Genomic DNA, 23,252 nt, shown 5'->3' with positions numbered 1-23,252 from the left:
CCCGCCCGCGAGGACCCCTGTGCCACCCACCGACTCCCTGACCTTCGCCGCCGTCGACCTCGGCGCCTCCAGCGGGCGCGTCATGACCGTCCGGGCGGGGCCGGACGTACTGGACCTGACCGAGGCCCACCGCTTCCCCAACCGCCCCGTACGCACCGGTGACACCCTGCACTGGGACGTGCTGTCGCTGTACGCGGGCGTGCTCGACGGGCTGCGGGCCTCGGGGCAGGTGGCATCCGTCGGCATCGACAGCTGGGCGGTCGACTACGGCCTGCTCGACGCGGACGGCGCACTGCTCGGCAACCCGGTGCACTACCGCGATAGCCGTACGGAAGGCGTCGCGGAGCAGGTGTGGCGGACCGTGCCGGCCGCCGAGCTGTACGCGGCGACCGGGCTGCAGTATGCCCCCTTCAATACGCTCTACCAGCTCGTGTCCGCCCAGGGGAGCCGTCAACTGGCATCGGCCGAACGGGTGTTGCTCGTCCCCGACCTGTTGACGTACTGGCTGACCGGCAGGCCCGGCACCGAACTCACCAACGCCTCCACCACACAGCTCATCGACCCGCGTACCGGTGACTGGGCGTACGCCGTCGCCGAGCGGCTCGGTATCGACCTCGGGTTGTTCGCGCCACTGCGCAGGCCCGGTGACCCGGCGGGGGAGCTGCTGCCGCACGTCCTGGAGGAGACCGGTCTGACCGGGCCCGTTCCGGTGACCGCGGTCGGCTCGCACGACACCGCGTCCGCCGTGGCCGCGGTGCCCGCTACAGCCGGGCGCTTCGCGTACATCTGCACCGGTACCTGGTCGCTCGCCGGCCTGGAGCTGGACGCACCCGTCCTGAGCGAGGCGAGCCGTGCCGCCAACTTCACCAACGAACTCGGCATCGACGGCACGGTCCGCTATCTGCGCAACATCATGGGCCTGTGGCTGCTCCAGGAGTGCCTGCGCGCCTGGGGCGGTCCGCAGCTGGCCCCGCTGCTCAGGGACGCGGGCGACGCGCCGCCGCTGAGATCGGTCGTCGACGCGGGGGACGTCGCGTTCCTCGCGCCCGGCCGGATGCCCGAGCGGATCGCGGCCGCCTGCCGGGCCACCGGGCAGCCCGGGCCACGCACCCACGCCGAGACCGTGCGCTGCATCCTCGACTCGCTCGCCCTCGCGCACCGCCGCACGATCGGCGCCGCCGTACGGCTCGCCGACCACCCCGTCGACACCGTGCACATCGTCGGAGGCGGAGCCCGCAACGCCCTGCTGTGCCAGCTGACCGCCGACGCCTGCGGCCTGCCGGTGGTGGCGGGGCCGGCCGAGGCTGCCGCCCTCGGCAACGCGCTCGTGCAGGCGCGCGCCCACCGGCTGCTCGGCGACCGTACCGCCATGCGTGAACTCCTCGCCGCGACCCAGCCGTTGGCGCGCTACGAACCGCGGGGCAACGCCACGGCATGGTGCGCGGCCGAACGCCGGGTGCACGAGCGGTGACCCGTCGAACACCTTCCGCACTCCATGAGGCCCGGACCGGGCCCCGAAGGTCACCGAGTGTGACCGCCGCGTGTGTACGGGAGGGCGCGGGCCAGGTCCGGCGTACCGCTGCCCACCGGTGTGCGCTTCCCCGCCCGGCCGGGGAAGCGGATCACGGGCTGCGGCAGATCATTTCCGTATGCTCGGCGCCGACTGCTGAGCGTGAGGAAGCGTGAACGGGGTACCTTCCATCGACAGGCCCACAGACCACCATGGTCGGGCCCCGACCCCCGGCAGAACGATTCCATGGCCAAGAAGAGCAGCTCATCGACCCCCGTCCCGGACACCGCATGGCTGGGGCGAGGGCGCCACCTGGGCCCCGAGCCCGAGCAGGACGTCCGGCGCAACCTGATCGCCCTCAAGGCGGCCGGGGTGCTCGACGACTTCCTGGACCTCGACCCCGTCGAGGCGGCGCGTTCCACCGCCCTGCACCCGAAGGACGCGTCCGCCGACCCCGGCCCCTCGGCCCGCCGGCTCTTCGAGGCCCGCTGGCGCGCGGGCGACGACGTCACGGTGCGTGCGCAGCTGACCACGTACGACCCGGAAGGCCGGCGCAAGGAAGGCGAGGGCGTCACCTGGGTGCTCGCCGCCGAGGCCGAGCGGCCGTGGGGCGCGGACTGGCCCTCGCCCGCCACCATGTTCTGGCCGGACAGCGACCAGGTGGCCTGGGACCACGACATGGTGCCAGGGGTGCGGCTGCGGACGACGAACCACCTGCCGAAGGACGACGGCGAGCTGCGCCACCGGCTGCGGGACTGCACCCGGCAGAGCCCGTTCATCCATGTGGTGGTGCATGAGGCGATGACGCCGGACGCGCGGGGGCGGCAGCCGGTGGCGACGTTCCTGCCGCCGAGCCTGCGGCACCGGGTGGTCGAACACCGGGCGACCCCGGAGCAGGCCCAGATCGCCGACGTCGCGATGAAGCGGGAGTTCGGTGTGCGGATGCCGCGCGGCGGCGCCGTCATCCTGCCCATGGCGTCGCAGGGGCCGGAGTACGACGCGGAGCGCTTCACGGTGCGCAATGTCTTCCTCGACGGCTCGGCGCCGACCGAACTCCTCGCGAAGATCAGGGAGTTCGCCGCACTGCCGCGGCCTCTGCCGGAGGACGCGGAGCGTGCGCTGACCCGGCTGCGCCTGGGCTGGCACCTGCTCACCCCGGACGAGGAACTGGTCCACGCCCAGGGCATGGTCGCCAGGTACGCCGAGGCGCTCGAAGCCATGACCAACTCCCGTGATCTGTACCGGGAGGCGGCCGAGTCCGCGCACGCGGCACTGGCCCAGGCGGCCGACGGCGGCGGTGTGCCCCTGCCGCCCGCCCCGGGGCAGACCAAGGCGGACGGCTCGCCGCTGGGTGCGCTCACCAAGGCGCTGGGCCGCTTCCGTACCCCCAACAAGTAGGACACGAGCCTCCGGCAGATAGGTCGCGAGCCGACGCCCCCGGGTTCGGCGGGGGCGTGCGCCACGGGCAACACGCCGCCCGAAACCCAAACTTAACAAGAGTTTACCGGTGAGAAACCACACTCCGGTGGGCCGTTGCTGTGGGTGGTGGACCGACCACCAGAAGAGAGATGGTTGTTACACCTAATTCCCCCCACGGAGAGGTTGTCCCCTGTGTGCGGCATAACTGGATGGGTTTCCTACCGACGCGACCTGACAGCCCATCGGGAAACGGTGGACGCCATGACCGAGACGATGACCTGCCGCGGTCCTGACGCCCAGGGGGCCTGGCTGACACCGCGGGCCGCACTCGGCCACCGCCGGCTCGCCGTCATCGACCTTCCCGGCGGCGCCCAGCCGATGGAGGCGCGTACCGAGAACGGCACGGTCGCGATGGTGTACTCCGGCGAGGCGTACAACTACACCGAGCTGCGCGAGGAGTTGCGCCGCAACGGGCACCGCTTCGAGACCGACTCCGACACCGAAGTCGTGCTGCGGGGCTACCTCCAGTGGGGCGAGGAGCTGGCCGCCAAGCTCAACGGCATGTACGCGTTCGCGATCTGGGATCCGCGGACGGAGAAGCTGGTCATGATCCGTGACCGGATGGGCATCAAGCCCTTCTACTTCTACGAGACCGACGACGGCGTGCTGTTCGGATCGGAGCCCAAGGCCATTCTGGCCAACCCGCTGGCTCCGGCCGTCGTGGGCCGGGACGGGCTGCGGGAGATCTTCTCGTTCGCCAAGACGCCCGGTGCCGCGATCTGGGAGGGCATGCGGGAGCTGAAGCCCGGCCATGTGGCGGTCCTGGACCGCAACGGCCTGCGCGAGCACGCCTACTGGCAGCTGGAGGCCACCGAGCACACCGACAGCCAGGAGGCCACCGTCGGACATGTGCGGGACCTGCTGGAGGACATCATCGCCCGCCAGCTCGTGGCCGACGTGCCCCGCTGCTCCCTGCTCTCCGGCGGGCTCGACTCCTCCGCGATGACGGCTCTGGCGGCCAAGCAGCTCGGTGCGCAGGGGGAGACCGTACGGAGTTTCGCCGTCGACTTCCCCGACCAGGAGAAGAACTTCCGGGCCATGGACATCAGCCCGACACAGGACACCCCGTTCGTGCACGCGGTCAAGGAGCACATCGACTGCGACCACAGCGACATCATGCTGGACGGCGCCGCGCTGTCCGACCCGGCCGTACGACGCGCCGCCGTCGGCGCGCGCGATCTGCCGATCGGGCTCGGTGACCGCGACAACTCCCTCTATCTGCTGTTCGCGGCGGTCCGTGAACAGTCCACCGTCGCCCTGTCCGGTGAGTCCGCCGACGAGGTGTTCGGCGGCTATCCGTGGTTCCATGACGAGCGCCGGCAGGCGGAGACCTTCCCCTGGCTGGCCGGGGACTCGCCGGTCAACTTGACGGGAGCCCTGTCCGACGACCTCGCCGACAGCCTGGAACTCGACGCCTATCTGCACGACAGCTACTCGTCGGCCGTGGCCGAGGCGCCGCTCAAGGAGGGGGAGAGCGGCCTGGAGAAGCGGATGCGGCAGGTCTGCTATCTGCACCTGAGCCGCATGGTGCAGTCCCTGCTGGACCGCAAGGACCGGATGAGCATGGCGGTGGGGCTGGAGGTCCGGGTGCCGTTCTGCGACCACAGGCTGGTGCAGTACGTCTTCAACACCCCGTGGGCGATGAAGACGTTCGACGGCCGGGAGAAGAGCATCCTGCGCGAGGCCACGCGCGACCTGCTGCCGGACTCGGTGGTGCAGCGCAAGAAGAGCGGCTACCCCGGCAGTTTCGACCCGAACTATGTGACGGCCATCCAGTCGCAGGCATCCGACCTGCTGGCCGCGGGCCACCCCGCACTGGACCTGTGCCACCGCACGCGGCTCCAGGAGGCCGCCAAGGCGGACGGGGCGACGATCACCACACGCCAGCGCTCCCACCTGGAGAGGGCGCTCGACCTGGCCACCTGGTTCGACCAGCACAAGCCGGCCATCAGGCTGGGCTGAGCGGTCCCGGGGCCCCTCCACCAGGACGGCCGACGTGGTGGAGGAGCCCCCGGGGGTCGTGGTGCGGCGGTACCACGGCTGAGCGCGATGCGGGCCCAAGGCGCCTGTCCTGAAATGCGGTTGGGTCTTGTGGGCCGGGCGGAAAGGCGCTTTCATGGCCGTCCCCCACATGAGGAGACACGCGATGCGCTTGACCAAGCTGCTGACAACGTTGTCTTGTGCGATGGTCGTCGGCCTGGCGGCACCCTTGATGACAGCCGCGCCCGCGCAGGCGGCGACGGATCACCATGTCGTCGTCTACTACCAGACCCAGTTCGCCAACGGTTCGTACGTGTCCCCGAAGGGGCTGACCGATCACGACACAGGTGTCACGGATGTGACGGTCGGCGCGATCCACCTCAACGAGGGCGGCAGCGTCTCGCTCAATGACACGTCGCCCGACGACGCCAAGTTCGACCCGATGTGGAACGACCTGGCGGCGATGCAGGGCAAGGGCGTCCACGTACTGGGCATGGTCGGCGGCGCCGCCGCGGGCAGCTTCCAGCGGCTCGACAGCGACTTCGACACGTACTACCCGAAGCTGAAGAACGTCGTCTCCACGCACCACCTGGACGGTCTGGACCTCGACGTGGAGGAGGGGATGTCACTCGCCGGCGTCGAGCGCCTCATCGACCAGCTCCACAGCGACTTCGGCGCCGGCTTCCTCGTCACGCTGGCCCCCGTCGCCACGGCCCTGAACGGCGGAGGAAACCTCTCCGGGTTCGGCTACGACGCCCTCTACCGCGACCGGGGATCGTCCATCAGCTGGTTCAACGCCCAGTTCTACTGCGGCTGGGGTTCACTGGACGACACCAGCGGCTACGAGGCCATCGTGAACCACGGAGTCGTCCCGGCCGCCAAGGTGGTGGCGGGCACCCTCACCAACGCGGCCAACTGCGGCAGCGGATACGTCCCCATGGACACCCTCAAGTCGACCGTCTCCCAACTGTCCGGCAAATACAGCGACTTCGGTGGAGTGGCGGGCTGGGAGTACTTCAACTCGGACCCGGGCGGAACGGCCGCCCCCTGGGAGTGGGCCGCGAACATGTCCGCCGCGATGAAGGGCACGATCGCCTGATGCGCCGGGGGTGACTACCAGCAGGGCCGCAGCGACCTCGACCTGATGGCCGTGCGCGCCCGGCCCTGCACAGAGCCGGTGCCGCCGCCCTGTTGGGCAGTCAGCCCGTCGCCGGTGCGCCCGGAGGGAACCCGTATCCGGCCCAGTTCGCCATCACTCGTTCCCGCAGGTCCTCCGGGAACGAGTGCCGGAAGGACGCGGTGCGGCCCCGTGTGGTGCCCCCGAACTGTTCAGGGAGCAGGCAGCTCATGACCGACTTGCCGCCTCGGCCCGTGCGTGCCTCGTCCGGAGTCAGGTACGGGACCATCGGGATGCCCGGCGCATCCGGATAGACGTACTCGCCGGTGCCCGGGTGGTAACGCGTGGCCAGGGCCCACACCAGCTGGTTGATGTCGGTGATGTCGATGTCGTCCGCCACCAGGATGACCTTGGGTACCAGCCAGCCGGTGTGCGAGCCGAAGAGGACGTCCGCCACCGCGTCGGCCAGCTGCCGTTCGCTCAGTCGCATCCGTGCCAGCCGCTCGATGTCGATGGACACGGCGATCCAGCACGTCGCCGCCTCGTACGAGCACCAGGCCAGGTCCACGGGCAGGCCGCTGGAGCGCAGCAGGTCGGTGCTGGCGGCGGAGATCATCGTGCCCCAGATGGTGTGGTTCTCCTCCGGGGGGAGGCCCGCCACGCAGACCGGCAGAATGGGATCGTCCCGGTGTGTCACCGCCTCGACATGGAAGACGGGCTGCTGCTTGCTCCCGGCGAACGAGTAGCCGTGATATTCGCCCATCGGCCCCTCGGGAGCCGTCTCGTCGGGGCTGATGTACCCCTCCAGGACGATCTCCGCGTTGGCCGGTACGTACAGATCGTGCAGTTCCGTCCTGACGACCTCGACCGCACTTCCGGTCAGGGCTCCGACGTAGCCGTCCTCGCTGACGCCGGCGGGCAGCGGCATCCCCGCCGCGGCCAGCGCCGCGGGCGGGGCTCCGAGCACCATGGCCCAGGGGGTCGGCAGCCCCCGCTCGCGCCACATGGCGTGGATCATGCCGAGGTGCTGCTGCGGCATGGCCGGGCCGACCAGGGTGTTCCGGCCGTTGAGCATGGTGCGGCTGACCGACCAGCTCGTCCAGCGCCCGTCGGGGGAGCGCACCACATGGAAGCCGTACGTCCCGAAGTACCGGCCGCCGTCCTCATGGTGCAGCAGCGGCACAGGGAACCGCTCCAGGTCGACGTCGTCGCCGGTCAGCACGTTCTCCTTGCACGGCCCCGTCTCCACGGGGCGCGGGGGCACGGGGTCGGCGTGCATGGCTGAGATGAGCCGTTCCAGCAGCTGACGCGGTACGGTCCCGCGCTCCAGTCCGAAGTGCGCGGCGAGCCGGCCGTACCGCCCCTCTCCCGTGCCGCTCAGACCGGCGGGCGCTCCGAGGATCCGGCAGCCTGCCCTGCCCTCGGTCAGCCGGCTGAAGAGCGGGGCGGGGCTCCCCGTCTCGTAGACGCGCCGGGTGATCGCCCCGACCTCCAGTGTGGGGCTGACCGGCTCCCGGATGTCGACCGCGTCCCCCGCGGCGAGTGAATCCTCGACGAAATCACGGAAGTTGAGCGCGCTGCCGTGTTGTGTCATGGCGGGACCTTTCTTGTCCGGAATGCGTGGCCGACGCCCCCGTCGCACCACGGCGACTGTTGAGGCGGTGAATTGAGGGCGCGTCAGAACGTGTGGGCGTCCCGGGTCCGTGGGGCAGGCGCACCGGTTCTCATGCCCTGCCACCGCCGGGCGGTCGGCAGGTCCAGGCCGAACTGGTCCAGGACACGCGCGACGAGGTGTTCGACGACATCGGAGATCGTCGAGGGGTGGTTGTAGAACGCGGGGGCCGGTGGCATGACGACGGCGCCCATCCGCGTCAGTGCCAGCATGTTTTCCAGGTGCACAGCCGACAGGGGTGTCTCCCGGGCTACCAGGACCAGTTTCCGCCGCTCCTTGAGCATCACGTCCGCGGACCGGCCGACCAGGCCCTCTCCGCAGCCGGTACGGATCGAGGCCAGGGTCTTCATGCTGCATGGCACGACGGCCATGCCGTCCACCCGGAAGGAGCCACTGGAGACCGCCGCCCCCTGGTCGTCCGGGTTGTAGCAGACCGAGGCGAGCGCCCGCACGTCACGCAGTGAGTACCCGGTCTCCTGCGCGATGGTGGCGCGGGCCCAGCGGCTGACGACCAGGTGCGTTTCGACCCCCAGCTCGCCGAGGGCCTCCAGCAGGCGTATCCCCAGGGGTGCACCGGTCGCTCCGGTCATCGCGACAACGAGCTTCACGTCGTCACCTCCCGATTCTTCGTCGCGCTCAGTTATGGCGTGTGCGTCCTAGTTCTTCGACGATATAGTACGTGTACGTCCTAATCAATTCGGCGGATCGAAGGAACGGCGGCGGGACATGTCATCGCAGGACCACCAGGACCAGGAGCAGAACCAGGGCTCCAGCGATCCGCTCACCGCGATCGGCGGTCTCGGCCCCCTGGCCCGTCAGTTGAACCAGGTGCACACCCGTCTCTGGTACGAGCAGGTCCACCAGGACCTCACCGGGCCTCAATTCACCGTGCTGAGCCTGCTGCATGCCCGCGGTGCCATGGATCAGGGGATGCTCGGGGCTCTGGCGAAACTCGACAAGTCGACCGTGGCGCCGTTGCTGGACCGTCTGCACCGGCGGGGGCTGGTGGACATCGCGAAGGACGACAGCGACAGACGGAGAAAGCTGGTGAGCATCACCGGAAGCGGCCGGGAGCTTGCCACCTCGCTCGCTCCGGCCGTCGTCGCGGTGAGCGACCAGATGCTGGCGCACTTCTCCCCGCAGGAGCGCGACCAGTTCCTCGCGCTGCTGCGGCGTGCGGTCCAGGGACCGACGGAGTAGGACGACGGGACAGGCAGACGGCGTAGGCCGACGGGGTGGGCCGACAGGGCGGGCCGACAGAGTACGCGGCAGGGCGGCTGGGCAGCCCCTCAGGTCCGCTGTTCGCCCGCCGGTTCCGCTCGCCGCAGACTCTCCCGCTGAGGTGTCACCGTGTACGCCGGGTCGTCGGCTGAGGCGATACCCGCGGCGAAGATTCCGAACCGCGTACAGGCCGAGCCCGCGAGCAGCAGCGCGCCGCCGCCCACCGCGGCTGCGCGGTGACGGTGCCCGATGAGCGCGGCGCAGGCCGCCCCGCCGACGGTGAGCGCGCGTGCCGCCCGCAGCAGGGTGCCCGCGCGACCGGTCCGGTAGGTCTCGGCGACCATCCCGAGGCGGCGTTCTGCCAGCTCCATGGAGGTCAGCTCGCCGGCCGCCGCCAGTACGGCCGCGTACCGGGCGGGAGCGGACTCGCGGGGCGGCGACACCACGAGCGCCATGCCGGACGCGGCCGCCGTCGCGGATGCCACGAAGACATAGGGCAGTTCGCGGTGGGCGCCGTGCCAGGCCGGTACGGCGGTGTCGGCGGCGAGCACCGCCGTGTAGGCGGCCACGGCGGGCCCGAGACACGCGGCTCCGCCCGTCGCCACGGCGCCCGCGGTCCGCAGCCTGCCGGTCACCGAGCTCGCGGCTGCCGCACCGGCGAAGGCACCGTATCCGGTGAGCAGCCAGGAGCCGACGCTCATCGGGGAGGTCGGCTTGAACACCCGGAGCATGTGGTGGAAGCGGTCGGGCCGCCCGAGATCGTGAATGAGCGCCGCCGTGGAGAGCGAAAGCGCGCCGATCGATGAGAGCTTCATGGCACCGGCCATGGTGGTGCGGCCCGTCGCCTGGGCCGCGGCCGCCAGCACCGACCCGGCGCCCGCGAGACCGCCGAAGAAGAAGTACCCGGCGATGTCCGTGGCCGACCAGGAGGGCGCCTTGATGATCGGCCGCCCGTAGTACGAGTCGAACTCGGCACGCGGCACCATGAGTTCCTCGCCCCGCCGACGCCCCCGGCCACCGCGGCCACCCCGGCCACCGCGGCGGCCTGCCCGGCTGCCGCCGTGGCTGTCACCTCCGCTGCCGCCGCCCGGCTGGAGGCCGCGCGGCGAAGCGGTACGCCCGGGGCGTCCTCCGCCGGAGCCGTCCCTGGTCACATCGGAGCCGGTCATCGGTGTGCCTTCCTTCCGCGCAGTGCAGACACGGCGAACGAAGCAGCGAACGGAGCGGCGAACGACACGGCCACACCCCCGGCCAGCGACAGGGCCGCGATCCCCGCGTGCTTCCACATGGTGGGCAGGTCCCGGGTGGTGACGACGGGCGCCGGCGGCAGTCCGTACACCTCGGGTTCGTCGAGCAGCAGGAAGAACGCCCCGTCACCGCCGACTCCGTCCCCGGGGTCGGCGCCGTACAGCCGTGCATCCGTGATGCCCGCCTCGTGCAGCTGGCCGACCCGCAGCGCCGCACGCTCCCGCAGTTCGTCGAGCGGCCCGAACTGGATGGACTCCGTGGGGCACGCCTTGGCGCAGGCGGGCTCCTGCCCGGCGCCGAGCCGGTCGTAGCACATGGTGCACTTGAACGCCCGCCCGTCGTCGGGGCGTTGCTCGATCACCCCGTACGGGCAGGCCGGTACGCAGTAGCCGCAGCCGTTGCAGATGTCCTGCTGGACGACGACCGTGCCGAACTCGGTACGGAAGAGGGAGCCCGTCGGGCAGACGTCCAGACAGGCGGCATGGGTGCAGTGCTTGCAGACGTCCGATGACATCAGCCAGCGCATGCCGTCGGCGGCCGGCTGTCCTGCGGCCGGCTGTCCTGCGTCCGGCTGGGTCTGTGTGCCCGCGGCGGGCGCTGCGGCGGCGAGCAGGGGCAGTTCGGTACGTCCGTCCGGCGACGGCGCCGGCACCTGCTGCTCGATGAAGGCGACATGGCGCCAGGTGGAAGCGCCTAGCCCGAGGGTGTTGTCGTAACTCATCCCGGACAGCGAGATGCCGTCCTCCGGGATCGCGTTCCACTCCTTGCAGGCCACCTCGCACGCCTTGCAGCCGATGCACACGGAGGTGTCGGTGAAGAACCCGACCCGGGGCGGTGCGTCGTCATGTCCCGCGTCCCCGGCGGGGTCCGGCTCGGGACCGCTGAGCAGATGGCGCGACTGGCCGGTCACTTCGGTCACTTGACAGTCTCCGTTCCCGTGCGGTCCGTGATGCCTGCCCTGACCCGGTACTCCTCCACCAGCTTCGGCAGCGCAGGCCCCCGGGGCCTGCGGCCCTCGATGATGTCGGCGGTCAGGGCCTTGTCCTCCTGGATGTGCGCGTTGGGGTCGAGCGCCATCGCCACGAGTTCGTTGGCCGCGTCTCCGGTGGCCACCCCGTTCGGGCCCCAGTGGAAGGGGAGCCCGATCTGGTGGACCGTGCGGCCGTGGACGGTGAGCGGCCTGATCCGCCTCGTCACCAGGACCCGCGCCTCCACGGCGTTGCGCGCCGTGATGATGGTGGCCCAGCCGCCGTTCTCCAGACCACGCTCGGCGGCCAGTTCCGGGGAGACCTCGCAGAAGAACTCCGGCTGCAGCTCGGCGAGATAGGGCGACCAGCGGCTCATACCGCCCGCCGTGAAGTGTTCGGTGAGGCGGTGGGTCGTCACCACGTACGGGTAGACCCCGGCGCCCGGTTCGTCACCGCTCGGGTGGTACCGGTTCCCTTCGTGCGGCATCAGGTGGCGCACGGGGGAGCGGGGAACCTTCGGATGGAGAGCGTTCGGGAAGGGCGAGTCCTGCGGCTCGTAGTGGGTCGGCAGCGGCCCGTCCTCCAGGCCCGCCGGGGCGTAGAGCCACCCCTTGCCGTCCGCCTGCATGATGAACGGGTCGTCACCGCGCAGCGCGTCAGGGCCGGTCGCCCCGTCCGGCGGCACATAACCGGGGGCCCGGTCCGGTACGAAGTCCGGGACGTCGTGGCCGGTCCAGGAGCCCCGGACCTCGTCCCACCACACATAGGCCTTCCGTTCGCTCCAGGGTGCTCCGTCGGGGGCGGCGGACGCGCGGTTGTAGAGGATGCGGCGGTTCGCGGGCCACGCCCAGGCCCATTCGGCGGCCACCCAGTCCTGCTCGGTGTGGGGCTTTCTGCGGGCCGCCTGGTTCACACCGTCCGCGTACACACCGCAGTAGATCCAGCAGCCGCACCGGGTGGAACCGTCGTCCCTGAGCTGGGTGTAGGCGCTCAGCGGTGAGCCGTCGGCGGCGTGTCCGTTGATCTCGGCGAGCACCGCGGCGGCGACGGGCTCGGCCAGACCGCCCTCGACCGGGTAGTCCCAGGTGAGGTCCTGGACGGGCCGGTCCGCCGGGTCGGTGGACCGGGCGAGACGCTCCTTGATGCGGCGGCCGAGGTGGTAGGTGAACCAGAGGTCGCTGCGTGCGTCGCCGCCCGGCTCCACCGCGGCGTGGTGCCACTGCACCCAGCGGTTGGTGTTGGTGAACGAGCCGGACTTCTCGGTGTGGGCGGCGGCGGGGAAGAAGAACACCTCGGTGCCGATGTCCTCCGTACGGAGTTCACCGGTCTCGATCTCGGGGCCGTCCTGCCACCAGGTCGCCGATTCGATCAGGGAGAAGTCCCGCACCACGAGCCACTCCAGATTCGCCATCCCCAGCCGCTGGAGCCGTGTGTTGGCCGACCCCACCGCCGGGTTCTCACCCATCAGGAAGTAGCCCTTGCAGACTCCTTCCAGCTGGGCCAGGACGGTGTCGTACGTGGCGTGCGAGCCGGTGAGGCGCGGGAGGTGGCCGAAGCAGAAGTCGTTCTCCGCGGTGGCCGCCTCCCCGTAGTACGCCTTGAGGAGGCTGACGAAGTAGGCCCGCATGTCGCCCCAGAAACCCTTGTCGGTCCTGCTCGCGTCGACGAAGGTGTCGAGATCCTCATGGGCGTGCGCGTGCGGCATCGGCAGATAGCCCGGCAGCAGATTGAACAGGGTGGGGATGTCGCTCGACCCCTGGATGGACGCGTGGCCGCGCAGCGCCTGGATGCCGCCGCCCGGGCGGCCGATGTTGCCGAGCAGGAGCTGGAGGACACTGGCCGCGCGGATGTACTGCGCGCCCACGGTGTGCTGCGTCCAGCCGACCGCGTAACAGAAGGCGCTGGTGCGGTCGCGTCCCGAGTTCGACGTGAGGGCCTCGCACACCTCGAGGAACGTCTCGCGCGGGACGCCGCACGTCTTCTCGACCAGTTCGGGTGTGTAGCGGGCGTAGTGGCGCTTCAGCACCTGGTAGACGCACCGCGGGTGCCGCAGCGTCTCGTCCCTGGGCGCCGCCGAGCGTGCCTGGGCGCCGCCCGCCCCGTGGGTCTCCGATCCGCCGGCCTCGCCGATGCGCCGGCCGGCCTCTGCGCTCTCCTCGCGTGCCTCGTACTGCTGGTCGGGGTCGCCCGCCGGCGCCTGTACCTCCGCGCCCTCGTACTGCCAGCTCGAAGGCTCGTAGCGGTGGGCCTCCTCGTCCAGACCGGAGAAGACGCCGTCCAGATCCTCGGTGTCCCGGAAGTCCTCACTGACCAGCGTCGCCGCGTTCGTGTACGCGAGGACGTACTCGCGGAAGTCCTTCTCCTCGGACAGCACGTGGTTGATGACCGCGCCGAGGAACGCGATGTCGCTGCCCGCGCGGATGGGGACGTGCAGATCGGCGAGGGCGCTCGTCCGGGTGAACCGCGGGTCCACATGGATGACCTTCGCGCCCCGCGCCTTGGCCTCCATCACCCACTGGAAGCCGACCGGGTGTGCCTCGGCGTAGTTGGATCCCTGGATGACGATGCAGTCGGAGTGCTGGAGGTCCTGCATGAAGGTGGTGGCGCCACCGCGGCCGAACGACGTGCCCAGCCCCGCGACGGTCGAGCTGTGGCAGACGCGCGCCTGGTTCTCCACCTGTACGACGCCCAGACCGGTCAGCAACTTCTTGATGAGGTAGTTCTCCTCGTTGTCGAGCGTGGCGCCACCGAGGCTCGCGATACCCATCGTCCGCGCGGTGCGCAGCCCGTCGTGCTCCCACTCCCAGGTGCGGCGCCGGGTCTCCACCACCCGCTCCGCGACCATGTCCATGGCCGTCTCCAGATCGAGCCGCTCCCACTCGGTGGCGTACGGGCGCCGGTGGAGGACCTCGTGCCTGCGGGCGTCACCGGTGGTGAGCTGGAGCGTGGCCGAACCCTTGGGGCACAGACGGCCCCGGCTGACCGGGGAGCCGGGGTCCCCCTCGATCTGGACGACGGCGTCGTCCTTGACGTACACCTGCTGGCCGCAGCCGACGGCGCAGTAGGGGCAGATGGACTCGACCACACGGTCGGCGGTGTCCGTACGCGGTCTGAGGCCGGCCGTACGGGGTGAGACGGCGGCGCTGCCCCTGCCGAGCGGGTCGGATCCGGTGAGCTGCCGGTAGACAGGCCAGTCCGTGATCAGCCTGCGGATCCCCATCGCTGCCTCCTGCGGCTCTCGGTCCCCGCCACCAGACTCACCTGACGGACGCCGTTCGGCAACGCCGGCAGGGCCCGTCGGCGGCGGCCGGAGGGCTCATCGCTCGCGGTGGGGGAGAGGCTCAGCGTCCTGCCGCGGGGTAGGCGATCCTCGTCGTGATCCGCGCGATGCGCCGGGCGGACTCCTCGGGGGACGCAGCGGGCTGGACGATATGGCTGACGGTGAGCCGGACGATGGTCTCGACGGCGAGGCTGCGCGAGTCGGCGTCGACTTCGGGCCAGGCGTCGGTCGCGTACGCGTCGAGCATGGCCATGGCCGTGTCGAAGACGGGCTCGGCACGGGTGGTCAGATAGGCCAGCAGGTCGTCCTCGCCGCCGCGCGCCGCCAGGAGCACGGCCTTGATCAGTGAGTTGTCGACGGCCTGCCGGAGCGTGAAGCCGACCCCCGCCGTCGCCGCGGCCTCGAGATCGCCGCGGTGCGCGTCCAGCTCCTGCTGGATGCCGAGCAGGAAACCCTCCAACTCGCGCTGGATCAGCGCCTCACCGATGGCTTCCTTCGACCCGAACTCGTTGTAGAGGGTCTGCCGGCTCACACCGGCGGCTCGCGCCACGGCGGCGAGGCGCAGCTTGCCCCAGCCGTCGGCGGCAACGAGGTGGTAGGCGGCGTTCAGGACCTGGTCGCGGAGCAGTGACCGAACGCTTTCTCGAAAACGTGTCATCGTGCCCCTACTTTAGCCAGCTATGACTGTCCAAAGTATTGACGCTTCCTTATGAAAGTGTCTAACTACTGGACGGTAGTCGATGAGGGTGTCCGAGGCTCGCCGGCGGAGGAGGCTGCTCCGGGCCCCTGGCGTCTCACCCACCCCTGACCGTGCGGACGCACCGGAGGACTGATCATGACTGACACAGGAACTCGGCCTCAGCAGCGCGCCGCGGCCGATGACGACGTATCGGAGCGCCTGCTGGAGTCGGCCGCCACGCTGTCGTACGACCCGGCGGTCGAGGTCGACTGGGACGCACCGCTCCCCGGCGACCTCTACGGCCTCAACCCCGAGTGGAGCACGCTCTACGGCACTCCGCTGTGGGACGAGATGACGCCCGATCAGAAGGTCGCACTCACCCGGCACGAGGTCGGGTCGATCATGAGTACCGGCATCTGGTTCGAGATGATCCTCCAGCAGATGGTGCTCAGGGACCAGTACGTCAAGAACCCGGTGAAGCCCCAGTTCCGGTTCGCGCTGACCGAGATAGCCGACGAGTGCCGGCACTCCATCATGTTCGCGCGCGCCTGCGAGAAGATGGGGGTGCCCGCCTATCTCCCCGCCCGCAGCGCGATCGAACTCGCCCGTGGCTTCAAGACACTGGCCACCGCCGAGGTCGCCTATGGCGGGATCCTGGTCGCCGAGGAGATCCTCGATGTGATGCAGCGGGACTGGATGCGCGGCGAGGACGTCCTGCCCATCGTGCGGACCACCTCGCGGATCCATGTCGTCGAGGAGTCCCGCCACATGAAGTTCGCGCGTCAGCAGATGCGTGAGCGGCTGCGCGGGGCGGGCCCGGCGCGCAGGCAGGCCAGCAGTGTGGTCGTCGCGACGGTCGCCGCGGTCATCATCACCAGCATGGTGAACAAGGACGTCTACGCGGCGGTGGGCCTGGACACCGGGCGAGCGGTGGCCGCCGTCCGCGACAACGCGCACCGCAAGTCGATGATGCGCACCAGCTCGGCCCATCTCATGAGCTTCCTCTCCGAGGCCGGGCTGCTGACCCGCCCCGCCATGTCCATCTACCGGCGCATCCACATGCTCTGACTGCTTCCCATTCCGCCGCCACAAGGAGAGCGACCGGGCCATGGCCTACGCGATCACCCAGACCTGCTGCAACGACGCCTCCTGTGTGTCGGTCTGCCCGGTCAACTGCATTCACCCCACACCGGACGAGCCGGACTTCGGAACCACCGAGATGCTGTACGTCGACCCGCAGACCTGCATCGACTGCGGCGCCTGCGCGGACGCGTGCCCGGTGGACGCGGTCTTCCCCGTGGACCGGACGCCCGGCCCCGACAGCCGTTACGCCGAGCTCAACAAGCAGTACTTCGAGGCCCGCCCGGCCGACAACACCTGGGCGCAGCCGCACTTCCCCCGCTCCGTGCCGCACGAAGCGGGCACACTGCGGATCGCGGTCGTCGGCACAGGACCGGCGGCCGGCTACACGGCGCAGTCGCTGCTGCGTGCCGCCGGGGCGGAGGTCACCCTGATCGACCGGCTGCCGGTCCCCGGCGGCCTGATACGACATGGCGTCGCTCCCGACCACCAGCCGACGAAGAGGATCGCCGACGCCTTCGCGGGGATTTACCGCCACCCCAGGCTGCGCATGCACCTCAACGTCGAGATCGGCAAGGACCTCACCCACGCGGAGCTGGCCGCCCACCACCACGCGGTCGTCTACGCGGTGGGCGCCATGTCCGACCGCACCCTGGACATCCCCGGCGAGGACACCGCGGGCAGCATCGCCGCATCGACATTCGTCGGCTGGTACAACGCGGACCCCACCGTCCCCGCCACCGCCGTCGATCTGTCGGCGGAACGTGCCGTGGTCGTGGGCAACGGCAATGTGGCCCTCGACGTGGCGCGCATCCTCGTCACGGACCCGGAAGAGCTGGCCAGGACCGATATCGCCGACCACGCGCTGGACGCGCTGCGTACGAGCAAGGTCCGCGAAGTCGTCCTGCTCGGCCGCCGTGGGCCCGGCCAAGCGGCCTACACACGGCCGGAGTTCCTGGCTCTGCGCCACCTCAGGGGCGTCACCGTGGTCGTCGACGACCGCCCCGGTGTCCGCGACGCCATCGCCGCGGCGGACCCCTCATCCAAAGCGGCTCTCCTGGACGGCATCGCCATCGAGGAGACGGACCTGACGTCGCCGCCGGCCGAGGGGAAGCGGATCGTCCTGCGATTCTTCTCCTCGGCAACGGAGTTGACCGGTGAGGGGCGGGTCGAGGCCGTCCGTGTCGCCCACAACACGGTCACCCACCGCGACGGAACACCGCATGCGGAACGGACCGCCGAGCAGGACACGATCTCCGCGACCCTCGTGGTCCGGTCGGCCGGCTACCGGGGCGCACCGGTGGCCGGCCTGCCGTTCGACCCGGTGACGGCCACGGTGCCCAACCACGCCGGACGGGTCACCGACACCGGGTCGGACAGCCCCTGGCCCGCGACCTATGTGGTCGGATGGGCCAAACGCGGACCGTCGGGCGGTATCGGCACCAACCGCACCTGCGCCGCGGAGACCGTCGGAGCACTGATGGACGACGCCGCGGCAGGACTGCTGCCCGAGCCGTCAGGAACACGACGGGACTTCACGCGCCTGGTGCGCCGGAGGCAGCCGCAAGCCGTCGGGCTCCGCGAGGTGCTGGCCGTCGACCGGGCCGAGCGGGCGAACGGGCTGGCCTCGGGCCGTCCCCGCGTCAAGTTCGCGACCCTCGCGGAGCTGCGCAGGGCCGGGAGGCGGTTCGGCCGGGCCGGGAGCGCCTGAGGGGCGGGTGAACGGGGGCCGGACATCGGGGCGGACGGCGCTGATACGCCCATTCAGGAGACCACGCAGTGTGTCGAACTGCTTTGTGAGGGGTTGACGCGGGGGCGGCAGTACGTTGCTCGTGCTGAGGCGGTCGGCCCCTCTCACCGGGGCGCTCGACGTCGGATCGTGCGACACCTGTGTCGCTCGTGTCGGCGCACCTGGGGACGTCGTCTCACGCATCTACCCATCGGTCTGTGACCTCGTGGAGGCAATGCGTGTTCAAGCCCAAGACCAGCAAGCTCGTCATGGCACTGACTGCCGGTGCCATGGCCGTCGGCGTGGCCGCAGGCCCCGCTCTGGCCAGTGACTCCAGCAACAGTGGGGCCACCACCTACAAGGGCCAGGTGACTTCTGCCGCGACGGCGTACTACAAGGGCCGCGTGATCACCAAGGCGGGAGTAGTGGTGCGCAGTGGCCCCAGCCAGCGCTACCGGGTCGTCGGCTCCTACTCGTACAACTCGATCATCTCGATCGTGTGCAAGGTGCGAGGCCAGAACGTGAACGGCAACAGCCTTTGGTACAAGACCCCCAAGGGCAACTTCGTGTCGGCACGGTACGTCGCCAACGTCGGCAGCATTCCGCGCTACTGCCGGTAAGTGAAACCCTCGCAGTGTGACGTCTGAGCGGAACATCGCGGCGTCGATGGGCGCAGCCTCTCCTGGAGTGGCTGCGCCCCGCTTTTTTGTGCCCGGCGTTACCTCGGCAGGAGTTCCTGCTCGATCTGTTCCAGGCTCTTGCCCCGGGTCTCCGGGACGCAGCGGACGGCGAACACCGTCAGCAGTGCGCACACCACCGCGTACAGGGTGAACGTGCCCGCTCCGCCGAAGACGTCGAGCAGGGTCAGGAAGGTCAGCGAGACCAGGAAGTTCATCGTCCAGTTCGAGAACATCGTGGCACTCATCGCCGTCCCGCGGATACGGAGCGGGTAGAGCTCCGACGGGATCACGAAGACCACCACGTTGAGTGTCGTGGCGACGGCGGCGATGAACAGGACGACGAACAGCACAGCGAGCCAGGCGACCGAGGAGCCCTGGCCGCCGGCGGCCAGGGTGACGGCCAGGCCGGCCAGTGAGAAGGTCATGACGCAGGCGCCGGACGCGAGCAGTTTCTTACGGCCGAAGCGGTCCACGGCGAACATGCCGACCGGCGTCATCAGAAGGTTGACCACGCCGACACCGACGGTCGCGAGGATGGACGACGAGGAGCCGAGTCCGCTGCTCTCGAAGATCTTCGGAGCGTAGTAGATGACCGTGTTGACACCCGATGCCTGGCCGAGCAGCTGCAGGCCGACACCGGCGATGATCGCAGGCCGCACCGAGCGGGCGGTCAGCGCCTTCCACCGGCCCCTGCCCGGCGCGCTCTTCTCCGTGTCGCCGGCCCCGGCTATCGCCTCGGCCAGTTCGGCCTCCACCGCCGCCGGGTCGCCTGGCCCCCGCAGACGGGTGAAGACGGCCAGCGCGCGATCGGTGTGGCCGCGCAGCGCCAGCCAGCGCGGGGATTCGGGCATCGCGACCATGCCGAGGCCGAACAGGACGGCGGGAACCGCGGCGAGGCCGAACATCCAGCGCCAGCTGTGGGTGACATCCTCCAGCGAGTAGTTGGCGACGTACGCCAGAACGATGCCCAGCGTGATCATCAGCTGGTTGAGGCCGACCAGCCGTCCCCGGTAGAGGGGCGGCGCGACCTCGGCGATGAAGACCGGCACCAGGTTCGATGCCACGCCGATGCCCAGGCCGAGGACGACACGCGCCGCTGTGAGCATCACCGCCGACGGGGCGAAGGCCGCCATGGCGGCGCCGAGCGTGAAGATGCCCGCGGCCGCGACCAGGACGGGGCGGCGCCCGTACCGGTCGGAGAGGTTGCCAGCGACCGCCGCGCCGATCATGGCGCCGACCAGGATCGAACTGACCACGACACCGGAGCTGAACGAGCTGAGGTGGAAGTCCGACTCGATCGTGAGCAGTGCTCCCGAGATGACTCCGGTGTCGTAACCGAACAGCAGACCGCCGAGAGCGGCCACCAGCGCGACGCCGATCACCGGCCGCAGACTGCCGCTGCTTCCCCGCGTCACAGTGGTCTCGGGTGACGCCATGGCACTGTTCCCTTCATGAAACGGACGGCCGGAGTGGGTGGCGTGCCACGCGGCCGGACGCTCACGGATATCGCCGGTGTGGAGTGAAGCTCAGCACGCCCGGCCGTCCAAATTGGTTGGGACCAATCTTGCACCCCACTTGGCCGTATGCAAGATCTGACGTAATAATTGCTTTATTGGTTGGTACCTATCGGATGTGAGAGTGGTACGCGTGGCCAGACAGGCCAAACACGAAGAGCTCCGGCTGGCGCTGCTCACCGACATCGCCGGGGCCGCGCCGCACGCCCCGTTGCCGACCGAGCGGGACATCTCCGCCCGCTACGGCGTCTCGCGCAACACCGTCCGGCAGGCCATGGACGCCCTGGAGGCCGCCGGGAACGTCTACCGGGTGCAGGGCGCCGGCACGTTCGTCTCACCCGCCGTGGTCTCCAAGTCGCTCACCCTCACCTCCTTCTCCGAGGACATGCGGGAGCGCGGCCTCGAACCCGGCACCCGGCTGCTGGCCGCCGAGACCGTACGGGCCGGGAGGCGCATCGGTGAGCGGCTCGCAACCACGCCCGACATGGAAGTGGTCCGTGTCTCGCGCCTGCGCCTCGCGGACGGCTCCCCGATGTGTCTGGAGACCGTCCACCTCCCGGCGCGGCGGGTGCCCGGCCTCCTCGAAGCGGACCTGACCGGCTCGCTGTACACCCTGCTGAGCGAGCGCTACCAGCTCGACATCCGCTCGGCCCAGCAGATCGTGCGGTCCGTGGACCTCGGCGACACCGAGTCGGCGCTCCTGGGCGTACCGCCGGGCAGCGCCGGGCTGCGGGTCGAGCGCGTCGGCCTCGACCACCGCGAGACCCCCGTCGAGGCCACCACGACGATCTACCGCGCCGATCTCTACGACATCCGCTTCACCGTACGCAGGACACAGCCATGACCACTTCGCACCGGCCGCCGGACGGCGCCTCGGCACAGCGCTCCCTCGTCGGTGTCGACGTCGGCGGCACGAAGATCGCCGCCGGTCTCGTCTCGGCCGACGGCACCCTGCTGACCTCCCTGGTGCGGCCCACCCCCGCAGCCGAGGGACCGGCCGCGGTGCTCGACGCCATCGCGGCCGCGGTCCTGGACCTCCCCGGCCACCAGCAGGCCGAAGGGCTCGGCATCGGGACCGGCGGCGTCATCGACCGCGACAGTGGGGTCGTCCTCTCCGCCAATGACCTGCTTCCGGGCTGGGCGGGCACCCGGCTGAGCGAGGAGCTGACCGCCCGGCTCGGTCTGCCCGTGGCCGCCGACAACGACGCCAATGTCTTCGCCCTGGCCGAACAGACCTATGGCGCGGGCGTGGGCTGCCGGTCCGCGCTGTACGTCAGTGTGGGCACCGGCATCGGCGGCGGCCTGGTCATCGGCGGCCGGCTGCTGCGCGGCGCGCACTCCACCGCCGGCGAGTTCGGGCATATCGCCGTACCCGAGGCGACCGGGCTGAGCTGCAACTGCGGCCGCACCGGCCATCTCGAAGCGGTGGCCTCAGGTCCGGCCATGACCGCGCGCTTCCGTGAACTGACCGGAAGCGACAACGGCGACGGCCTCCGGCATGTCGCCGCCCTGGCCGAGACGGACCCAGGCCCGGCCGGCACCGACGGCGCCGCGGCCCGCAGGGTACTCGCCGGGGGAGCAGGGGCGCTGGGCCGCGCACTGGCCGGACTGGTCAACACGGTGGACCCCGAGCGGGTCGTGATCGGTGGCGGCGTCGCCTCGATCGGCGCGGCGTACTGGGAGCCGCTCACCGACGCGTTCACGGCGGAACTCCTGCCGTGCCCCTCCGGGCTGCGCCCCGTCCCGGCGGCTCTGGGCCCCCGGGCCGCGGTCGTCGGCGCGGCTGCCCTCGTCCTGGAGGGCCGTGGGGGAACCACGGCCCCGTGACCAGGAAGACCGCACCCCCCAACCAGCCGCATCACAGGACGAAGGAACGCCGTATGACCAAGCCCGCCCCCTCCGGCAGCGAGGCCAGGCCCAGCAGGACCACGATGCCCGCCGACCGCGTCCGGGCACTCCTCGACGCCCTGCGCGGACGGCTGATCGTCTCCTGCCAGGCACCTCCGGGGGATCCGCTGCGCGCCCCCGAACACATGGCGGCGGCGGCCGCGTCCGTCGCCGCGGGTGCCTCCGTCGCCGCGATCCGGGTGCAGGGCGTCGAGGACATCCACGCGGTGCGCGCGGCCGTCACGCTGCCCCTCATCGGGCTGTGGAAGGACGGCGCGGAGGGCGTGTACATCACTCCGACCGCCGCGCACGCGCGAGCCGTCGCCGAGGCCGGAGCCGAGATCGTCGCGATCGACGCCACGCGCCGCCCCCGGCCGGACGGCCGCCCCCTGCGCGACACCGTCGAAGCCGTGCACCGGCTCGGCCACCTGGTGATGGCCGACGTCTCCACGGCCGAAGAGGGTGTGGCGGCGGCGTCGCTCGGCGCGGACCTGATCTCCACCACCCTCTCCGGATACACCCCGTACAGTCCGCAGCAGCCCGGCCCCGACCTGGGACTGATCGCCGAACTGACCGGCCTTGTCGACGTTCCGGTCTGCGCCGAGGGACGCCTGCACACCCCCGAAGAGGCCCGCAAGGCCATCGAGTTGGGCGCCTGGGCTGTCGTCGTGGGCGGGGCGATCACCGCTCCCGCGGCCATCGCGAGCCGGTTCGTGGCCGCGTTGCCGTAAAGCCCCGTACGCCGATGAATGTGAAGTGGTCGTCCGCCGAAGCCGTGGACCGGAACGCGCCGCAGGAGACATGGATACGGCGGTACGCGCGGTCGGGAGCGGGTCTCGTGCCCGATCCCGACAGGTATCCACGACTCGATCGAGCGGCGACCCTGTGGCCCTGGGTACGGTTTCCCGCCGTCTCCTCCTGGAAGGGCATGTCGTCGGTGACGTCTTCGACTACGGGCGCCGGTAGGCGGGGCGGCTCAGCAGCGCGTACGTACCCAGAGCGCGAACAGGCCCGCCACCGCGGTGCCGGCGCCATAGCCGACACCGCGCACGAACTGGTCAGCCGCCATCCTGCGGCGGCTCAGCGCCCACCTGCCCACCCCGCGCACCGCATGCCACACCCGCGACCGGGCCACACCCCTGAAGTCGCTCATGTTTCCCCTCCGTTGACCGGTCCGACACCACGCAGCGCGCCGGCAAGGCCGCGTG

The 23,252-nt window shown here is 70.6% G+C and carries 19 protein-coding genes; 11 read left to right on the top strand and 8 right to left on the bottom strand.

Annotated features, from left to right (window positions below; genetic code table 11):
• Positions 1 to 82: 82 nt before the first annotated feature.
• The 4 genes from OG510_RS01780 (at position 83) to OG510_RS01765 (ending at position 6,068) form a co-directional block, all read left to right on the top strand.
• Positions 83 to 1,471: a rhamnulokinase family protein gene (locus OG510_RS01780; protein ID WP_406142274.1), complete on the top strand. Its 1,389-nt coding sequence runs from the start codon at positions 83 to 85 to the stop codon at positions 1,469 to 1,471.
• Positions 1,472 to 1,756: 285 nt separating this feature from the next.
• A complete protein-coding gene (locus tag OG510_RS01775; RefSeq protein WP_406134853.1) occupies positions 1,757 to 2,908 on the top strand; it encodes a hypothetical protein in 1,152 nt (383 codons plus the stop codon).
• A gap of 213 nt (positions 2,909 to 3,121) precedes the next feature.
• Positions 3,122 to 4,951, top strand: a complete 1,830-nt coding sequence (gene asnB, locus OG510_RS01770) for an asparagine synthase (glutamine-hydrolyzing) (RefSeq protein ID WP_406134852.1) — start codon at positions 3,122 to 3,124, stop codon at positions 4,949 to 4,951.
• Between the two features lie 184 nt (positions 4,952 to 5,135).
• Positions 5,136 to 6,068 carry a chitinase gene (locus OG510_RS01765; protein WP_406134851.1) on the top strand — a complete coding sequence of 311 codons (933 nt, stop codon included), beginning with the start codon at positions 5,136 to 5,138 and terminating at the stop codon, positions 6,066 to 6,068.
• 100 nt (positions 6,069 to 6,168) lie between these two features.
• On the opposite strand, the gene OG510_RS01760 is transcribed toward OG510_RS01765, so the two are convergent.
• Positions 6,169 to 7,680 (bottom strand): UbiD family decarboxylase, encoded by a 1,512-nt coding sequence (locus OG510_RS01760; protein ID WP_406134850.1) that lies wholly within the window; start codon positions 7,678 to 7,680, stop codon positions 6,169 to 6,171.
• Between the two features lie 83 nt (positions 7,681 to 7,763).
• A complete protein-coding gene (locus OG510_RS01755; RefSeq protein ID WP_406134849.1) occupies positions 7,764 to 8,366 on the bottom strand; it encodes a UbiX family flavin prenyltransferase in 603 nt (200 codons plus the stop codon).
• Between the two features lie 118 nt (positions 8,367 to 8,484).
• Here OG510_RS01755 and OG510_RS01750 point away from each other — a divergent pair, with 118 nt between their 5' ends.
• Positions 8,485 to 8,958: a MarR family winged helix-turn-helix transcriptional regulator gene (locus OG510_RS01750; RefSeq protein ID WP_406134848.1), complete on the top strand. Its 474-nt coding sequence runs from the start codon at positions 8,485 to 8,487 to the stop codon at positions 8,956 to 8,958.
• An 89-nt stretch (positions 8,959 to 9,047) separates the two neighbouring features.
• Here OG510_RS01750 and nrfD read toward each other — a convergent pair whose 3' ends face one another.
• The 4 genes from nrfD to OG510_RS01730 form a co-directional block, all read right to left on the bottom strand.
• Positions 9,048 to 10,148, bottom strand: a complete 1,101-nt coding sequence (gene nrfD / locus OG510_RS01745; RefSeq protein ID WP_406134847.1) for an NrfD/PsrC family molybdoenzyme membrane anchor subunit — start codon at positions 10,146 to 10,148, stop codon at positions 9,048 to 9,050.
• Positions 10,145 to 11,137 (bottom strand): 4Fe-4S dicluster domain-containing protein, encoded by a 993-nt coding sequence (locus OG510_RS01740; protein WP_406142273.1) that lies wholly within the window; start codon positions 11,135 to 11,137, stop codon positions 10,145 to 10,147. Before OG510_RS01740 ends, nrfD begins: the two co-directional genes overlap by 4 nt.
• 5 nt (positions 11,138 to 11,142) lie before the next feature.
• Positions 11,143 to 14,415, bottom strand: coding sequence for a formate dehydrogenase (gene fdh / locus OG510_RS01735; protein ID WP_406134846.1), 3,273 nt, complete (start codon positions 14,413 to 14,415; stop codon positions 11,143 to 11,145).
• Between the two features lie 121 nt (positions 14,416 to 14,536).
• Positions 14,537 to 15,133 carry a TetR family transcriptional regulator gene (locus tag OG510_RS01730; protein WP_406134845.1) on the bottom strand — a complete coding sequence of 199 codons (597 nt, stop codon included), beginning with the start codon at positions 15,131 to 15,133 and terminating at the stop codon, positions 14,537 to 14,539.
• A gap of 177 nt (positions 15,134 to 15,310) precedes the next feature.
• Here OG510_RS01730 and OG510_RS01725 point away from each other — a divergent pair, with 177 nt between their 5' ends.
• From OG510_RS01725 to OG510_RS01715, 3 genes are all read left to right on the top strand, one after another.
• Positions 15,311 to 16,222 (top strand): diiron oxygenase, encoded by a 912-nt coding sequence (locus OG510_RS01725; protein WP_406134844.1) that lies wholly within the window; start codon positions 15,311 to 15,313, stop codon positions 16,220 to 16,222.
• Positions 16,223 to 16,262: 40 nt separating this feature from the next.
• Complete coding sequence (locus OG510_RS01720) at positions 16,263 to 17,945, top strand: FAD-dependent oxidoreductase (protein ID WP_406134843.1); 1,683 nt, start codon at positions 16,263 to 16,265, stop codon at positions 17,943 to 17,945.
• 257 nt (positions 17,946 to 18,202) lie between these two features.
• A complete protein-coding gene (locus tag OG510_RS01715; RefSeq protein ID WP_406134842.1) occupies positions 18,203 to 18,583 on the top strand; it encodes an SH3 domain-containing protein in 381 nt (126 codons plus the stop codon).
• Between the two features lie 98 nt (positions 18,584 to 18,681).
• Here OG510_RS01715 and OG510_RS01710 read toward each other — a convergent pair whose 3' ends face one another.
• Positions 18,682 to 20,148 (bottom strand): sugar porter family MFS transporter, encoded by a 1,467-nt coding sequence (locus tag OG510_RS01710; RefSeq protein WP_406142272.1) that lies wholly within the window; start codon positions 20,146 to 20,148, stop codon positions 18,682 to 18,684.
• A gap of 142 nt (positions 20,149 to 20,290) precedes the next feature.
• On the opposite strand from OG510_RS01710, the gene OG510_RS01705 reads away from it, so the two are divergent.
• From OG510_RS01705 to OG510_RS01695, 3 genes are all read left to right on the top strand, one after another.
• On the top strand, positions 20,291 to 21,001 hold the full coding sequence (locus tag OG510_RS01705) for a GntR family transcriptional regulator (RefSeq protein WP_406134841.1): 711 nt from the start codon (positions 20,291 to 20,293) through the stop codon (positions 20,999 to 21,001).
• Positions 20,998 to 21,984, top strand: coding sequence for an ROK family protein (locus OG510_RS01700; RefSeq protein ID WP_406134840.1), 987 nt, complete (start codon positions 20,998 to 21,000; stop codon positions 21,982 to 21,984). Before OG510_RS01705 ends, OG510_RS01700 begins: the two co-directional genes overlap by 4 nt.
• 104 nt (positions 21,985 to 22,088) lie before the next feature.
• Positions 22,089 to 22,775 (top strand): N-acetylmannosamine-6-phosphate 2-epimerase, encoded by a 687-nt coding sequence (locus tag OG510_RS01695; protein WP_406142271.1) that lies wholly within the window; start codon positions 22,089 to 22,091, stop codon positions 22,773 to 22,775.
• 245 nt (positions 22,776 to 23,020) lie between these two features.
• On the opposite strand, the gene OG510_RS01690 is transcribed toward OG510_RS01695, so the two are convergent.
• The gene (locus OG510_RS01690) at positions 23,021 to 23,197 is read right to left on the bottom strand and encodes a hypothetical protein (protein WP_406134839.1); all 177 of its coding nucleotides are present in this window, start codon (positions 23,195 to 23,197) and stop codon (positions 23,021 to 23,023) included.
• Between the last annotated feature and the right edge of the window lie 55 nt (positions 23,198 to 23,252).

The sequence above is a fragment of the Streptomyces sp. NBC_01089 genome (assembly GCF_045162975.1).
In the GTDB taxonomy this organism is placed as follows: domain Bacteria; phylum Actinomycetota; class Actinomycetes; order Streptomycetales; family Streptomycetaceae; genus Streptomyces.
This window is presented reverse-complemented; position numbering and strand designations above follow the sequence as displayed.

Excerpts from the sequence above, each read along its gene's own strand:
- OG510_RS01700 (WP_406134840.1), top strand. The coding sequence starts at position 20,998 with ATGACCACTTCGCACCGGCCGCCGGACGGCGCCTCGGCACAGCGCTCC.
- OG510_RS01750 (WP_406134848.1), top strand. The coding sequence starts at position 8,485 with ATGTCATCGCAGGACCACCAGGACCAGGAGCAGAACCAGGGCTCCAGC.
- OG510_RS01775 (WP_406134853.1), top strand. The coding sequence starts at position 1,757 with ATGGCCAAGAAGAGCAGCTCATCGACCCCCGTCCCGGACACCGCATGG.
- OG510_RS01730 (WP_406134845.1), bottom strand. The coding sequence starts at position 15,133 with ATGACACGTTTTCGAGAAAGCGTTCGGTCACTGCTCCGCGACCAGGTC.
- nrfD (WP_406134847.1), bottom strand. The coding sequence starts at position 10,148 with ATGACCGGCTCCGATGTGACCAGGGACGGCTCCGGCGGAGGACGCCCC.
- OG510_RS01725 (WP_406134844.1), top strand. The coding sequence starts at position 15,311 with ATGACTGACACAGGAACTCGGCCTCAGCAGCGCGCCGCGGCCGATGAC.
- fdh (WP_406134846.1), bottom strand. The coding sequence starts at position 14,415 with ATGGGGATCCGCAGGCTGATCACGGACTGGCCTGTCTACCGGCAGCTC.
- OG510_RS01780 (WP_406142274.1), top strand. The coding sequence starts at position 83 with ATGACCGTCCGGGCGGGGCCGGACGTACTGGACCTGACCGAGGCCCAC.
- OG510_RS01690 (WP_406134839.1), bottom strand. The coding sequence starts at position 23,197 with ATGAGCGACTTCAGGGGTGTGGCCCGGTCGCGGGTGTGGCATGCGGTG.
- OG510_RS01760 (WP_406134850.1), bottom strand. The coding sequence starts at position 7,680 with ATGACACAACACGGCAGCGCGCTCAACTTCCGTGATTTCGTCGAGGAT.
- OG510_RS01765 (WP_406134851.1), top strand. The coding sequence starts at position 5,136 with ATGCGCTTGACCAAGCTGCTGACAACGTTGTCTTGTGCGATGGTCGTC.
- OG510_RS01720 (WP_406134843.1), top strand. The coding sequence starts at position 16,263 with ATGGCCTACGCGATCACCCAGACCTGCTGCAACGACGCCTCCTGTGTG.
- OG510_RS01695 (WP_406142271.1), top strand. The coding sequence starts at position 22,089 with ATGCCCGCCGACCGCGTCCGGGCACTCCTCGACGCCCTGCGCGGACGG.